This window comes from Nitrosospira sp. NpAV (assembly GCF_000832065.1).
Taxonomy (GTDB): Bacteria; Pseudomonadota; Gammaproteobacteria; order Burkholderiales; family Nitrosomonadaceae; genus Nitrosospira.
In genome coordinates, this window is sequence record NZ_JXQM01000008.1 from 76,519 (window position 1) to 90,908 (window position 14,390).

General features: G+C 50.5%; 14 protein-coding genes. 9 read left to right on the top strand and 5 right to left on the bottom strand.

The features are described 5' to 3' along the window. Positions 1-107 precede the first annotated feature (107 nt). The 3 genes from SQ11_RS06210 (at position 108) to arfB (ending at position 2,478) form a co-directional block, all read left to right on the top strand. On the top strand, positions 108-1,025 hold the full coding sequence (locus SQ11_RS06210) for a glycosyltransferase family 2 protein (protein ID WP_041513293.1): 918 nt from the start codon (positions 108-110) through the stop codon (positions 1,023-1,025). A gap of 75 nt (positions 1,026-1,100) precedes the next feature. Beyond that, positions 1,101-1,994 carry an NAD-dependent epimerase/dehydratase family protein gene (locus SQ11_RS06215; protein WP_041513294.1) on the top strand — a complete coding sequence of 298 codons (894 nt, stop codon included), beginning with the start codon at positions 1,101-1,103 and terminating at the stop codon, positions 1,992-1,994. A 64-nt stretch (positions 1,995-2,058) separates the two neighbouring features. Then, positions 2,059-2,478 (top strand): alternative ribosome rescue aminoacyl-tRNA hydrolase ArfB, encoded by a 420-nt coding sequence (gene arfB / locus SQ11_RS06220; protein WP_041513295.1) that lies wholly within the window; start codon positions 2,059-2,061, stop codon positions 2,476-2,478. Between the two features lie 62 nt (positions 2,479-2,540). On the opposite strand, the gene SQ11_RS06225 is transcribed toward arfB, so the two are convergent. From SQ11_RS06225 to SQ11_RS06235, 3 genes are all read right to left on the bottom strand, one after another. Next, on the bottom strand, positions 2,541-4,043 hold the full coding sequence (locus tag SQ11_RS06225; RefSeq protein ID WP_041513296.1) for a HAMP domain-containing sensor histidine kinase: 1,503 nt from the start codon (positions 4,041-4,043) through the stop codon (positions 2,541-2,543). A 27-nt stretch (positions 4,044-4,070) separates the two neighbouring features. Further along, positions 4,071-4,541, bottom strand: coding sequence for a response regulator transcription factor (locus SQ11_RS06230; RefSeq protein ID WP_041513297.1), 471 nt, complete (start codon positions 4,539-4,541; stop codon positions 4,071-4,073). 345 nt (positions 4,542-4,886) lie between these two features. Beyond that, on the bottom strand, positions 4,887-5,573 hold the full coding sequence (locus SQ11_RS06235; protein WP_041513298.1) for an alpha/beta hydrolase: 687 nt from the start codon (positions 5,571-5,573) through the stop codon (positions 4,887-4,889). A gap of 157 nt (positions 5,574-5,730) precedes the next feature. Between SQ11_RS06235 and SQ11_RS06240 the strand changes: the two genes are divergently transcribed. Further along, entirely contained in the window at positions 5,731-6,795 is a 1,065-nt protein-coding gene (locus SQ11_RS06240; RefSeq protein WP_232297914.1) for a transglutaminase-like domain-containing protein, read from the top strand. 96 nt (positions 6,796-6,891) lie between these two features. Here the strand turns inward: SQ11_RS06240 and yjgA are convergent, their stop codons facing one another. Further along, positions 6,892-7,452, bottom strand: a complete 561-nt coding sequence (yjgA, locus tag SQ11_RS06245; protein WP_041513300.1) for a ribosome biogenesis factor YjgA — start codon at positions 7,450-7,452, stop codon at positions 6,892-6,894. A gap of 146 nt (positions 7,453-7,598) precedes the next feature. Between yjgA and pmbA the strand changes: the two genes are divergently transcribed. From pmbA to SQ11_RS06260, 3 genes are all read left to right on the top strand, one after another. After that, complete coding sequence (pmbA, locus tag SQ11_RS06250) at positions 7,599-8,957, top strand: metalloprotease PmbA (protein ID WP_041513301.1); 1,359 nt, start codon at positions 7,599-7,601, stop codon at positions 8,955-8,957. Positions 8,958-9,096: 139 nt separating this feature from the next. After that, entirely contained in the window at positions 9,097-10,143 is a 1,047-nt protein-coding gene (locus SQ11_RS06255) for a phosphoglycerate mutase (RefSeq protein WP_041513302.1), read from the top strand. A gap of 355 nt (positions 10,144-10,498) precedes the next feature. Further along, positions 10,499-11,233, top strand: coding sequence for a LuxR family transcriptional regulator (locus SQ11_RS06260; protein WP_041513303.1), 735 nt, complete (start codon positions 10,499-10,501; stop codon positions 11,231-11,233). Between the two features lie 68 nt (positions 11,234-11,301). On the opposite strand, the gene xth is transcribed toward SQ11_RS06260, so the two are convergent. Then, positions 11,302-12,099 carry an exodeoxyribonuclease III gene (gene xth / locus SQ11_RS06265; protein WP_041513304.1) on the bottom strand — a complete coding sequence of 266 codons (798 nt, stop codon included), beginning with the start codon at positions 12,097-12,099 and terminating at the stop codon, positions 11,302-11,304. A 564-nt stretch (positions 12,100-12,663) separates the two neighbouring features. Here xth and folE point away from each other — a divergent pair. After that, positions 12,664-13,248: a GTP cyclohydrolase I FolE gene (folE, locus tag SQ11_RS06270; protein WP_041513305.1), complete on the top strand. Its 585-nt coding sequence runs from the start codon at positions 12,664-12,666 to the stop codon at positions 13,246-13,248. A gap of 238 nt (positions 13,249-13,486) precedes the next feature. Then, entirely contained in the window at positions 13,487-14,380 is an 894-nt protein-coding gene (locus tag SQ11_RS06275; RefSeq protein ID WP_041513306.1) for a hypothetical protein, read from the top strand. Positions 14,381-14,390: the final 10 nt, after the last annotated feature.

Genomic DNA, 14,390 nt, shown 5'->3' on the forward strand with positions numbered 1-14,390 from the left:
CACGGCCGCACGCAAGGCATGAGTTGCTACGGTGCTGAAAATCGCGATTGCTGGATAAGCACCTGCTTCTTCTTAAAAAGAGTCGCGAAGACAAATGAAAGATACCAATGGTTATTGAGATAGGTACTCACTCAGATAAGTCCTCAATCTCAGTCATCATCGTCAATTACAACGCTGGTCAATTCCTGACAGCATGCATTGGTTCGGCATTGTCCGAGGTGAATGAGGTGCTAGTGGTGGACAATGCCTCTACAGATTTAAGTCTTGAGCTTTGTACAGAACACTTTCCTCAGGAACCGAAACTCAAGATCATTCGCAATACGACCAATCTCGGTTTTGCCGCGGCCTGCAACATCGGTATCGCGCAGGCTATGGGCGCTTATGCGCTGTTCCTGAACCCGGACTGTGTTTTGAGTGCAGGTTCATTGCGGCGGATGATCCAGGTGCTTGAGACCAGCCCGGACGCCGGGATGGTGGGTGGGCTATTAACCAACGAGGACGGTACCGAGCAGGCAGGAGGGCGTCGTGCGGTACCCACCCCATGGCGCTCCTTTGTTCGTGCCTTTGGGCTGCATCGGTTTGCGGAATATTGGCCTCGTTTGTTTTTTGATTTTCATCTGCACAAACACGCTCTGCCCGATAACCCGATTGAGGTGGAAGCGATTTCCGGTGCGCTGATGCTGGTGCGGCGAGAGGCAATCGATAATGTAGGTCTGTGGGATGAAGGTTACTTTCTGCATTGTGAAGATTTCGACTGGTGCATGCGCTTTCGGCAGAAAGGCTGGAAAATTCTATTTGTACCCGATGCTCCGGTTATGCATCATAAGGGAGTATGCAGCCGGTCTCGTCCCATCTTTGTGGAATGGCACAAGCATAAAGGGATGATGCGGTTCTATCGCAAATTCTTCCAATCTCAATATCCCGGTGTTTTGATGTGGCTGGTGGCGCTGGGGGTATGGTTGCGCTTTACGGCTGTGGCGGCATATTACTCCGCCCGCCGCATTGCCGGATCCAGGCAGGAATAAGCCAAACTTTCTGCCTTCCTGGACCGCCTCCCGCGAACGGGCTTTCTCAACTCAAACCTGGCGTTTAATGTCTCAATGTCTGATCTTGCCTCTCCTCCCAAAATTATTGTCACTGGAGCAACCAGTATCATTGGACGTTTCTTGCTGCCCCGGCTCGTTGATGCGGGTTACGAAGTACATGCCATCAGCCGCAATTACCGTGAGAATCCAGACGAAATCGATAAGAGGATGTTCTGGTATCCCTTGGATATTACGCATCCGGAGCAATTGCCCGGGGTCAACGCGCAGGCGCTTATTCATCTCGCTCCGCTTTGGCTGCTGCCGCCGTTGCTGCCCGTTTTGAGTTCGCTACGGATCACGCGGGTGATCGGCTTTGGTTCAACCAGCCTGTTTAGCAAAATCAAATCTGCCGATGCCGGTGAACAACAGCTGGTAGCGCGTTTTGTTGCAGCGGAAGAATCTATTACGCAGCTTGGCGGTGGTCTGGAAATAAATTGGACAATATTTCGTCCAACGTTGGTTTACGATTGTGTGCACGATAAGAATATCGCGGTAATTGCACGCTTTATTCAGCGCTATGGTTTCTTCCCATTATTGGGGGAAGCCTCGGGATTACGGCAACCGGTACATGCCGATGACTTGGCGGAGGCATGCATCATCGCGCTTGGTCAGCCTGTTACGTTCTGTCGGGCATATAACGTAAGTGGCGGGGAGACGTTAAGTTACCGTCAAATGGTTGAAAGAATTTTTAATTCGCTTGGTAAGTCTGCGCGTTTTCTGATCATTCCCGCGTGGCTGTTTCGAGGTGCGATACGTGTCATCATGCTACTGCCCGGTAAGCGGAACATGACGCCGGAAATGGCGATGCGCATGAATGTCGATCTGTGTTTCGATCACACCGATGCGACGCGTGATTTTGGATTTTCACCGAGGCCGTTTTTGCCGCGTTGGGAGGATCCAGGGAAGTGAGTCTCTCCAAGTTTCAACAAGTGTAGATATTTCAGATTACCGGGAAGTTGCGAAAAAAATCTATATGGCTATTATCATTCCCGAAAACGAGATCGAGATAACTGCAATTCGGGCGCAGGGGTCTGGCGGACAAAATGTAAACAAAGTTTCCAGCGCGATTCATTTACGCTTCGATATTCAGGCTTCATCGCTAGTCGATATTTACAAAGAACGGCTGCTGAAACTGAAGGATCAGCGTATTACCAAGGAAGGCGTTGTCGTTATCAAGGCGCAACGGTATCGCAGCCAGGAGAAGAACCGCGAGGAGGCATTGGAGCGTCTATATGAACTCATCGATAGCGTAACCCAGGCACTCCGGATACGTAAACCGACCAAACCGACCCGTAGCTCGCAGGCAAGGAGGCTCGGCAGCAAAATACAGCGGGGACAGCTTAAGACGTCGAGAAAAAAATTATCGACCGAACCTGGCTCGGATGGCTCATGACGGAGCAGGCAGGCAATTTGTGCCGCGAATGGGTGGGTGGCGCCGAGTGAACATTCCCCTTTCTATCCGGTTGGTTCCAGCGACCCCGCCTGCGGGCTCGCTGGATGCGCAACCGGACTTCCAGGTTCTTGCACGCCCTTTTCCGCAACCGAGGCACTTTTCTCGCCCTGAAAGACAACGGAAAAGGCTGTCCCCTTATTGGGCTCGCTGGAAACCTTGATTTGCAGTTTGTTATTTTCCGCAACGGTTTTTACTATCGATAACCCTATTCCGCTTGATGTTCTATTGTGGAGTACGGCTCTGGGTGTATAAAAATATTCATCGAAAATATGCGGCAAGTCTTTTTCTCCGATCCCAATCCCGTGATCGGTGACCGTTACCATGGTGGATAAACTTTGCCTGTCGATAATCGATGCAATCTCCACCGATGCACCATCGTATGAATAGGCAATGGCATTTGAAATGATATTTTCGAAGAGAATTTCCAGCTGATTGCGAATGCCTTCAACCACAAAGTCCTCAACGGATACTTTGATGTCGATGTGCCGTGAATTGGCGATAGGGTGTAATTTGTCGACACACTTGCGGATCACCGCTTCGATATTGACATGTTCTCGCGCATTTTCACTTCGGGCAGCCGCTTTCAATCGTTCAAGTTTGAGTACATCCAGAATCAGGCCTGCCATACCGGAAGCACGGTAATCGATTTTTGCTATGACATCTTTTATTTCAGGTGAAACTTCTCCGCAATAATCGCCCTTTATCAGATTGATTTTGCTGCGAATCGCATCGAGCGGCGCTTTAAGCTGGTGTGTCATCAGAACTGCGTACCGATCTTTCTCAACTTGGGCTCGGCTGATCTGTTCGTAAGCATCGAGGAGCTGGCGTTCGCGTGTACGTACCACGATAGCAAGCCGTGAAACCACATACCAGACAATGACAAACAGTACGTCAAGGGTAAACATCCATGAAAGGATATCAATTTTATGCGGATTTATGCCGGATGTGCCGGAACCAATCAGCACGGATTGGGGAGAGAGAAAAAGAAGCGGGGTTTCTATCACTAAAACGATTGCATACATGATGCAAACCAGGATCGTCACTATCAGGCTTTCCATTGCCGAGAAGAAAATACACGATAGGGCAATGTGCAGCACATAAAAAAACGGAGCAGGTGTTGCGATGCTGCCAACATAGTGGACGACAACCGACAAGCATAAAAGGTCGATAATGATTTGTGCCCAGATATTTATCGACGGGGAGTTATAACTGGATTGCCGGCGGGAATCCAGGGCATAGATGCAGACAATATTCGCGATGCACAATACCAGCGTGATAGCGAGCGGCCATCCTTGTTGATGAGTGATGCCCGCTTCGGTAAGCGTATCTGAAGCAATTACCGCTACTATCTGAAAAAGGATGAGAATGCCGATCACACCCCATCGAAAAATAATAAACCATCGGGCGTTGCCGATTAATACTTCATCGCTGAGCTTCGAGCCGGTTACCCCGGAGAATGCAAAGCGACTCCTGGATTCACCCCAGGAAAATTCGGCAATGGCCATGGCTGGGTTCTCTAGACGGCGCCCACTTTAGATTTCCGCATTCGCCTTCTCAAGGCGGCTGCGAATAATCGATAGGAAACTGGCGGGCTCAACCGGCTTCTCCACGATCAGAATCCATTCGTCGGATACGCCTGTGAAATACGGACGGATCTCTTCCCCGAGAGAAGTCATGAATATCATATGAAGCTGTGGAAGGCGTTTGCGGATTTCGACAAAAGCTTCCAAACCGGCATCCATGGTTTCGACCATCACATCGAGAATTGCCAGATCCGGCGGATTTTCCGATTCCCGCAGGGATTCCAAGAAATCTCCCATTGTCTGGTAGCTATCGACTATATATCCATTGGCGCTCAGAATACGCTTTACCGTATCCCGGATATCCGGATCGTCATCGACATGAGCAATCCGTTGTTTCGCAGAATCTTCTTCTGCAAGTACCGGATTCGACCGCTGACCCGCCAGTTTGCCCGGTTCTGAGTGTTGAAGAGTGGCATGCATTTTAGTCTCCTCCGTTTCTGTTATATATGTATGGAAATACCCTATTGTTAGGAGGGTAATATAGTATGTGTGAAGGCAGCGTCAGGCGCAAGTTAAGAATTCGTTAAGATTGCAGTTGGGCGGGGATTAAAATGATGTCAGGGGCTGCTGTGCCGTGTGCCGTATTGAGGCAGTCTTCCCTTTTTCCGCGTATTGGCGACACCGCAGGGCGCAACCCATTGCGCCATATGGCGTAGCAGATTGGGGAGGGTGCGATGAAGGTACGTTTGAATAGGGATTAAATTGGGACGGCAGATGGCATAACGCGCCTCGCTTATTACACCCTACGTCCTGCTTTCCGCGGAGCTACATCAAAATTCGCTTCAGCCAATCACTGATATCGGCTATTTCCTTTGCACAAACAGAGTGTGCCATCGGATATTCATGCCACTCCACCGCATAGCCGGATTCAAGCAATTGCCGGCTTGAATCCGCTGCCAGCGTCCTGGGTACGATGTTGTCGGCGCTGCCATGTGCCATGAAAATCGATATGCCGGAATTAGCTCGATGCGCCTCCGCCGCGAGCATTTGCGACGCCGGCAAGTAACACGATAATGCCATGATGCCGGCAAGTTTTTCCGGGTAACGCAAGCCGGTTTGCAGTGCGATGGCCCCACCTTGGGAAAAACCTGCCAGGACGATATTTCCCGGTTCGATACCACGGTGCTTCTCACGGCCTATCAGCGCTTCGATTGCCCGTTGCGAATCGCGCAAGCTCATCATATCTTCATGAACGCCGGAGTCTGGATCGATCATGTCATAGTCGTGCCATGCCCGCATCACCAAGCCCCGGTTAATGCTCACCGGCCTCATGGGTGCATGCGGGAACACAAAACGGATGTGGAGACTGGACGGCAATGCAAGCTCATCCACAATGGGAACAAAATCGTTGCCATCGGCTCCGAGACCATGCATCCACAAGACCGCGTATGTGGGACGAACTCCGGTTTCAAGTTCGACGGCGGGAAGCAACCCTGTGGGAGAAGTAGTCATTGATAAAAAAGGGATTTGAAATAAGAGTTGAAAATGTGGGGTTGACTTAGCCGAAAGGCGGGATTAGATTCGCGCTTTCGATTGTTAAGATGCACCAGAATAGCGGGGGAAGATCATGAAGCGTAGGGATTTTATCAAACTAGCGGGGATCGGTGGGATGAGCGCCGTATTATTTCCGGTTCCATCATCCGTATTCGGTCAACAGGCTGTCCGGCCGCGATCGCGCAGCTACCGTCTGACCTATAAAGTCGACCTTCCCAACGAGGGGAAAAAGGCGCGTCTATGGTTGCCGTTACCGGACACCAACGATACCGCCCATCAGTTTTCCCAGGGTAGCGTATGGAGCGGTAACGCAGATATCGCCCGGTTTGACAACATTCCGGGAACGACGTCGCCCATGTTTTATGCCGAGTGGCGCGGCACGGGTCCGCGCAGCGTCGCGGTAAGCAGCATTATAAAGACTACCGATCGCGTCGTCGATTTGCGTCACTATACCGAGAGTGGCGCGGCCAGCATCCCGGCGGAAGTGAAACGTTATCTGCAACCGACCAAACATATTCCGCTGGATGGCATCGTGCGCAAGACCGCGTTGTCCATCGTCAAAGAGGCCAATGCCCAAACACCTCTGAAGAAAGCCCAGGCGGTATACGATTGGGTCGTAGAAAATTCCTATCGCGACCCGGCAACGCGGGGCTGCGGACGGGGCGACATCAAATCCATGCTGGAATCCGGCAATCTAGGCGGAAAATGCGCCGACCTCAATGCCCTGTTTGTAGGCCTCACTCGGGCCGCCGGTGTGCCCGCCCGGGATAATTATGGAATTCGCATCGATGAGTCCGCCGCGCATAAAACGCTAGGTCAATCAGGCGATGTGTCCAGCGCCCAGCACTGCCGTCCCGAATTTTATCTTGCCGGCCTGGGGTGGGTACCCGTGGACCCCGCTGATGTGCGCCAACTGGCATTGGACGAGGATTTACCCATCAGTAATCCGCGCGTGGCCGCGCTGCGCGAGAAATTGTTCGGTGCCTGGGAAATGAATTGGGTGGCCTTCAATCATGGCAGAGATATTAACTTGGCGAAAGATAGCATATTGGGCGAGCTCCCGTTTTTTATGTACCCCCAGGCTGAGGTCGCCGGTCATTTACAGGACAGCCTGGAGCCAGCGGAATTCATTTATAAAATAGTTTCATCGGAATTGGTCGGCACCGGCGTCAAATTCTAGTCGCAACGTAGGATGTATACGCTAGGCTTCATCCATCCACCCTGCTCAAACTGACACCCGTTGCTCGCCCTATCCGCTGCGCGCTTGGAATATCCGTCATTCATTTTCCGCCAGGTCGTCTGCGTCGATCTTCCTGGACTCTTCCGGAATAATCTTCTGTAATTCGTGGAACAACGCGCGAAAGCTCCTGGGTGGCTTATTCGCAAGCTTCTCCTTGCGCACGTTGCGTGCGAGTGCACGCAGATGCTGCAAGTCAGCATCTGGATGTTTCTGCGCAAATTCAGCGAAAGCCTGTTCATCCGCCAGCAGCCGATCGCGCCAGCGTTCCAGCAGATGCAATCGTGCGGTATTTTGCAGGGTTACGCCGCTCCATAAGTCAAATTTTTCCAAAATTGGCGCCGCGTCAACGTCGCGCATCAACTTGCCAATATATTGCATCTGCCGGCGGCGGGCTTCATGTTTATGTATCCGCCTGGCTTCGAGTATGGCGTCCGTTAGCGCCTCCGGCAAATCCAGCTCCGTCAGCCGTTTGAGATCGAGTTGCACCAACTGTTCGCCAATATCCTGCAGGGCGTGCATTTCTTGCTTGCGGCGGGTCTTGCTGGGGGATGGTTCCAGCTCGGGCTGCCCCAAAATGTTTACCCGGTTTTTTTGCATGGCGGCATTGGTTAATGCAACGTTAAGAAACTGCTATCATAGCGTCATTTAACCATAATGTAATTTGATCCTGCCGAACTTGACCCTTGCTTAGAAAACTAGGGGTCATTCAATAACCAATCCACTATTATTTCCATAAAGCTGCCATGAACGAAAGCGCAAAGTCTTCGCCACGTTTTTCCTATCCTTTTACAGTACTCCAGAATATTGCACGGGATGTGCTGGACCATGCCAAGAAGGCCGGCGCCTCCGCTTGTGAAACCGATGTCTCGGATGGATTCGGCCAGAATGTCACAGTGCGCCGGGGTGAGGTGGAGACCATTGAATACAATCGGGACAAAGGCCTCTCGGTGACCGTTTATATCGGCCAGAAGCGCGGTCATGCGAGCACTTCTGATTTTTCTCCCCAGGCTGTGAGTGATACCGTGGCGGCAGCGCTCTCCATCGCCGGACACACCGCCGCCGATGATTGCGCGGGATTGGCCGATGCTGATTTACTGGCGCGGGAATTTCCCGATCTCGATTTGTACTTCCCTTGGGAATTGCCTGTGGAACAGGCAATCGAGCTTGCTCAGGCTTGTGAAGCGGCCGCGTTTGCGGTTGACAAACGTATTAGCAACTCCGAGGGGGCGAGTGTGTCATTGAGCGAATCGCAGTTCGTTCACGCCAACAGTCTCGGTTTCATGGGTGGTTATCCTTCCTCTCGCCACAGCATCAGTTGTGCGATGATCGCGAGCCAGGATGAGGCCATGCAGCGTGATTATTGGTATAGCACGGTACGTGACGCCGCTGATCTGGAGCAGGCCGATAGTGTCGGCAAAAAAGCTGGGATGCGCAGTGTCGCGCGCCTGGGCGCAAGAAAAATCGCTACCTGTGAAGTACCGGTATTGTTTGAAGCACCAATCGCCTCCAGCCTGATAGGGCATCTTGTTAGCGCCGTGAGCGGTGGTAGTCTTTACAGAAAGTCGTCATTTCTGCTGGACAGTGTAGGCACACAGGTATTTGCGCCGGATATACAGATGCGGGAGCTGCCTCATCTGAAAAAAGGTTTGGCGAGCGGAGCATTCGATGATGAGGGTGTCGCCACTCATGAACGCAGGTTGATAGAAAATGGCGTCTTACAAGGCTATTTTCTCAGCAGCTATTCCGCGCGCAAGCTTGGGTTGCGCACCACCGGCAATGCCGGGGGCAATCACAATCTGATTCTGGATAATGGTGCGGCCCTCGAATTTTCTGCACTGCTCAAGAAAATGGGGAAAGGATTGTTGGTAACCGAGTTGCTCGGGCACGGTGTGAACGCTGTTACCGGAGACTACTCTCGTGGAGCCGCCGGTTATTGGGTAGAAGGTGGGGAGATCTGTTATGCGGTTGAGGAAATCACGATCGCCGGTAACCTCAAGGACATGTTGCTCGGTATTTCCGCGGTGGGTAGCGATGTGATAATACGTGGCTCTAAACAATGCGGGTCGCTGCTGATAGACAGGATGACAGTGGCGGGCGGTTAAAAAGGCTCACCGCAGAATAGTGCTGCTTCCCCCGGTTATTTCCACCGTTAGCTCGTCCGGTTTCTTGTATTGATCCGGTAACCATCGTATCCGGCTACGTCCGCTTCCGTACCCACCCTTTCCCAACTGCGGATTCAGGATGATCCTAAATCTACACTTGCTTATTCCTTCCCTCTTTTGGCCAGATGCGTCCCTACCTGAGATTTACCGGGATTTGCCGCTGCCCGGACTGGAAAGTCTACTAGCCAAAAGTTTGCGGACTGAGGATAAACCAGTACCCGTCGAGGCGTGGCTTTGCCGGGCTTTCGGGGTACCGAAACAACGGGACTGGCCAGTAGCGCCAATTACCCTCGATACCGATGGCGCGGGAAGCATAAAGGTTGGGGGCGATTACTGGGTTCGCGCCGACCCTGTGCATCTGCGCATCGAGCGTGATCAGATCCTGCTGGGCGATAGCCGTGTGTTCCGGATCTCGATGGAAGAGGCGGAACAATTCACTCGTTTGCTTAACCAGCACTTTGCCGGGAGTGGCCAGGAGATGGTATTTGTTCCGATACGGCCCGATCGCTGGTATTTACGCGCAACGGCAATACCTCCGGCGGAAACCCATTTGCTTAGCGAGGTTGTCAACAAGGGTATCAATGAGCTATTGCCATTCGGTACCAACAATACATCCTGGCATGCTCTCTTCAACGAAGTTCAGATGGTGCTGCACGAACATCCTCTTAACCAATCACGCGAAGCACGCGGCGAACCTGCCATTAACGGTACCTGGTTTTGGGGGGGTGGAGTCATGCCGCAGTCTATGACCTCTCCCTATACCCATGTATGGAGCGATGATGTGCTTGCCGCCGCTCTCGCGCTAGCATCAGGTATAACCCACATGCGGTTACCCTTGGATGCGACCGCATGGCGTGAATCTGCCGTACCTGGCGATCATTTTATCGTACTTGATTCGCTGCATGGCAGGGCCCAGTATGCGGACGCTTATGGTTGGCGGGAAAGTTTAAAAGAACTGGAACGGAATTGGTTCGCGCCCTTATGGTCAATGTCGAGACAAGGCAAGCTCGATCAGTTGACACTCACGAGTATCAGTCATCGCAAAACCCAGAATTTCGTCTTGAGAAAGAGCGATACGAGAAAATTCTGGCGTAGAACGCAATCATTTTCCAGCTATGCTCAATAAGATTAGCGGATGAAAAGAACGATCGAATCTTTCCTATAAATCCATTAAAACATTTCTCTATCGCTCATAATCATCCCTCCCTGATTTTCCGGAATATCAATCACAATAAATGTTTTGCGTAAATAGCTACTTTGGACCAATTAAATTAGTCCATACAGGCGAATAGTCATATTGTGGAAGCCCTGAATCGCGGTATGATTAACAAACAGATTGTTGAGCCATTGAAAAAGTCTCCACAGATCTGTAAATAACATATTGTAATATATGAATCTTTTATAAATCATCCTGACTAAAATAATGGTTTATTGGGGCCCTCTGGGGAAACAAAGGGAATAAATCATGAAAGGGAAAAATCATGAATGATCTAAGCCTGCTCGAATCGTTGCTAAATTGCAACACTGTGGAAGAACTGCATAGCAATACAACTGCCATTATTGGCCAGATGGGATTTGAACATTTTCTTTATGGAGTGCAGGTAAATACTTCGCTCACCCGTCCCTATCGATTCATCCTCAGTTGTTATCCGGAAGAATGGCGTAAGCATTATGATGAGGAGGGTTATGCCAATATCGATCCTACCGTATCACACTGCGCCAGAACCACTATTCCGGTTATCTGGAAGAACGAGGTTTTCAAAGGACGCAAGGAAGCCAGGGTAAGGAGCGAAGCAAAGGATTCCGGCCTGGTGAGCGGTGCCAGCTTCTCTGTTCATGGAGGGCGCGGTGAAGCCGCAATGCTTAGTCTTGCCACTTCACGGGAGTCCCGCGAAGCGCAGAATGACATTTTGGCGATGATGGGCCACGCTCAGCTGTTAACCTGTTATCTGCACGAGGCGGTACAGCGTATTGTACTTAGCCAGGGTCCCTTGCCCCTGAAGAAAATCAGTTTGACGGAACGGGAAAGAGAGTGCTTACTATGGGCGGCGGAGGGCAAAACGGGTTGGGAAATCGCCAACATTGTCCACATTTCGGAACGAACGGTGACTTTTCATCTCCAGAATGCGGCGCAAAAAATGGGCGTGGTCAACCGTCAGCAGGCAATCTCGCGCGCCCTCTCCATGGGACCTATCGCGCCCTGCAGTATTTCGTGAGCGGCTAGCGTGGACATCAGCCCCGTGCAAATAAATAAGCATGGCATTTCAGGGAGACGCGCATAAATTTATGAAACATCCGCGTTGAGCCCCAGTGGCTTAGTCCTTAGTTCCACCATTACCGGCGCATGATCGGAAGGCCGCTCAAGCTTGCGTGTCGCTTTATCTATGACGCATGCGGTGCATATTTTTGCTAGCTCATTACTCAACAAAATATGGTCTATCCGCAAACCCATATTACGACGAAAGGCCATCATGCGATAGTCCCACCACGTATAGGATTTTTCCGCCTGATCGAACAAGCGAAAGCTGTCCAGAAGACCCAGATTGAGTACGTCGCGGAATGCCTCGCGCTCCGGCAAACTGAACAGAACTTGTCCTTCCCATAATTTCGGATCATGCACATCGCAGTCTTCCGGCGCGATGTTGAAGTCACCCAGCAGCACCAATTTCTGGTGTTGGTTCAGCATATTCCGCAGCCATCCATTGAGTGCGGCCAGCCACTTCAACTTATATTGATATTTTTCCGACTCGATGTTTTCCCCATTGGGCACATAAATGCAAATTACCCGCACATCCTCGTAGATAGCCGAGAGGACGCGTTTCTGAGGATCATCGAAACCGGGCATCGCCGTAATAACTTCACTTCCCGGTTGCTTGCTGAGCAAGGCAACACCGTTATAAGTCTTTTGACCGGCATAAATGGTGTGATAACCCCCTTCCGCGATTGCCGCTATGGGAAAATTCTCATCTTGCAGCTTGGTTTCCTGCAGACACAGCACATCTGGCTGATTTATCGCCAGCCAATCAAGAACCTGAGGGAGGCGAACCTTAAGGGAATTGACATTCCATGTGGCAATTTTCATTATCTGTAATTTCTTCGCTGGATTGACACAAACTGCTTAAGCTTGAATTCGCTAGTCGCGATTGATCCCGATAATTAGTTCCATTATTTACCATCTCCCTACCAAGAACGTTTCATCGATGTCGTTCTCGCCGGCGGATTCATTGACACCGTTACAGCTGAACAAACCGAATGCAATAATTTTGTCCTAGCCACTAAATTCTGAGCATGCAGTTCTTCTGGACACCCAGGTAATGCGAGAAAACCGATGCTTATTTTAACTTTCATTCCGGGAATTATCACGTTTCTTTCCCCTAAACCCATCTTTCCGGTAACACCACATTACTAATACTGAATAGTTACATATTTATGTTGTGCTATTATGGATATGGACGTATGGCAAAATACGTCTTTCGTCTCACGGAGACATAGGGGGATCATCCATAATCCCCTGCGCCGCTATTAATCATTGCGTTGGTTTCCTGCCAGCACCTGAATAGACCCTTTAACCGGGACGGTGCCGATGTGAGTAAGTCCCTTCGATACTTGGGACAATCCTTTATATCTAAACAAAGGTATAGTAACGATGACCACTTCACATGACTCAGAATTTGGCGTAGCTGATTGGCAACGGCTGTTGCGTTCGGTTGGCGAAGATCCCACGCGTCAAGGCCTGGTCGAGACCCCGAACCGGGTTGCCCGAGCCTGGGCACATTGGACACGTGGTTATAAGCAGGATCCGGCCACGATTCTCAAGACGTTCGCCGATGGGGGCGAATGCTACGATGAATTGATCGTTGTCAGAGAGATACCGGTTTACTCGCATTGCGAACATCACCTGGCACCTTTCTTCGGCCATGCCACGGTGGGCTATCTCCCAAGCGGACATATTGTCGGGCTATCAAAATTGACACGGCTGGTCAACTGCTTTGCTGCTCGACTACAAGTGCAGGAACGCCTAACCCAGCAGATTGCGCAATCCCTGCTCGAGCATCTGCAACCCAAGGCGGTTGGGGTAATTCTTCGCTGTCGTCATATGTGCATGGAGTCACGAGGAATCGCAGTTGCGGGTGAAGAAACAGTCACATCCGCAATGCTCGGCGATCTAAAAACCAATGCCGCTCAGCGAGCGGAGTTCCTGGCATTGGCAGAGCAACAGACAGCCCGCTGATCCCCCAGAACCTCCCACTTATTAAGCCCCAATACGGTACCCTTACATCCGTTTGCAATAATATACAAATAAACTTGCTCATCTATATCCAAGATTAAACATTGGACATGCGGATTCAATACCTATCCCACTGGAATATCACAAGCATATTTTGTCAACCATAACTCTTCTCGCCCGTTTTATTCTCAAGTGAAGCGCGAAAGAACTAAATTACTAACCCATTGAGAGGCAGAAGCTTATGAAGTTAGGCAAATATCGTTCTATTTTTTCTCCCGCGACGAAACAGCAAAGAAAAGAGAATTTCGAAAATTACTGGGAATTTACTCAGCATCATGGTGGCGAACTCTTTGAAGATGATAGAGATTTGGCCAAGAAACGGACTCGCCTTAAGTATTTTCAGGACAACCCGGTAAAATTACGGCGGCCGCTGGCTGATCCCGAGAGCTTTTATCGAAACTACGTTGAAATGCGGGATGATCCTAATTCCCTCGATCGCATGACACTGATGTTGACGGGAATGTACAAATTTGCCCGGCACGAGTGGGTAGGGATAAAGGGCGCATGGGATTCGGTTCCCGATATGGCGAATTCATATAGGGTGGAAGATAAAATCAGCCGTGTGCATTTAGCCGAAGAATTCTGTCACATACGCCTATTCCATGAAATGCTGGTGACATGTGGCCTGGACAGGATCGAATGGGTGCCTCTAGGACCCATCAAGGAAAAAATCTACGAACAGTTTCCCAAATTTCCTGGGTTTCTAATGGACTCGCCCGCGTTTGTAACTGAGTTGATGGGTGTCACTTACTACTGTCATCTGAACCGCCTGTTTGACGACATATTGGTTGACGAGCCGGAAGTCTGCGGCCGTTTAAAAGAACTTCTGGATGAAATTACGATTGATGAAGTCGCCCATGTAGGACAACGAAGAAATTTCATCGGCCCACTGGGCATGAAGGTTTCAAAAGCGCTGGTTAGACCTTTTTATACGCTGTTTTTCAATGATATTCCCGAAATCAAACAATTGTTCAATGTAGGTCAGATGATTGAGGATGGCATCGCTTTCGATTTTAATAAACTGCCCGATCATATGATTGAACGCAGCTGGATTCCCTCTTACTGCAAAGCCTGAAAGGCAATCC

What these genes read in the sequence shown, in the direction of transcription:
- SQ11_RS06210 (WP_041513293.1), top strand. Translation starts at nt 108, where the DNA reads ATGGTTATTGAGATAGGTACTCACTCAGATAAGTCCTCAATCTCAGTC.
- SQ11_RS06215 (WP_041513294.1), top strand. Translation starts at nt 1,101, where the DNA reads ATGTCTGATCTTGCCTCTCCTCCCAAAATTATTGTCACTGGAGCAACC.
- arfB (WP_041513295.1), top strand. Translation starts at nt 2,059, where the DNA reads ATGGCTATTATCATTCCCGAAAACGAGATCGAGATAACTGCAATTCGG.
- SQ11_RS06225 (WP_041513296.1), bottom strand. Translation starts at nt 4,043, where the DNA reads ATGGCCATTGCCGAATTTTCCTGGGGTGAATCCAGGAGTCGCTTTGCA.
- SQ11_RS06230 (WP_041513297.1), bottom strand. Translation starts at nt 4,541, where the DNA reads ATGCATGCCACTCTTCAACACTCAGAACCGGGCAAACTGGCGGGTCAG.
- SQ11_RS06235 (WP_041513298.1), bottom strand. Translation starts at nt 5,573, where the DNA reads ATGACTACTTCTCCCACAGGGTTGCTTCCCGCCGTCGAACTTGAAACC.
- SQ11_RS06240 (WP_232297914.1), top strand. Translation starts at nt 5,731, where the DNA reads ATGAGCGCCGTATTATTTCCGGTTCCATCATCCGTATTCGGTCAACAG.
- yjgA (WP_041513300.1), bottom strand. Translation starts at nt 7,452, where the DNA reads ATGCAAAAAAACCGGGTAAACATTTTGGGGCAGCCCGAGCTGGAACCA.
- pmbA (WP_041513301.1), top strand. Translation starts at nt 7,599, where the DNA reads ATGAACGAAAGCGCAAAGTCTTCGCCACGTTTTTCCTATCCTTTTACA.
- SQ11_RS06255 (WP_041513302.1), top strand. Translation starts at nt 9,097, where the DNA reads ATGATCCTAAATCTACACTTGCTTATTCCTTCCCTCTTTTGGCCAGAT.
- SQ11_RS06260 (WP_041513303.1), top strand. Translation starts at nt 10,499, where the DNA reads ATGAATGATCTAAGCCTGCTCGAATCGTTGCTAAATTGCAACACTGTG.
- xth (WP_041513304.1), bottom strand. Translation starts at nt 12,099, where the DNA reads ATGAAAATTGCCACATGGAATGTCAATTCCCTTAAGGTTCGCCTCCCT.
- folE (WP_041513305.1), top strand. Translation starts at nt 12,664, where the DNA reads ATGACCACTTCACATGACTCAGAATTTGGCGTAGCTGATTGGCAACGG.
- SQ11_RS06275 (WP_041513306.1), top strand. Translation starts at nt 13,487, where the DNA reads ATGAAGTTAGGCAAATATCGTTCTATTTTTTCTCCCGCGACGAAACAG.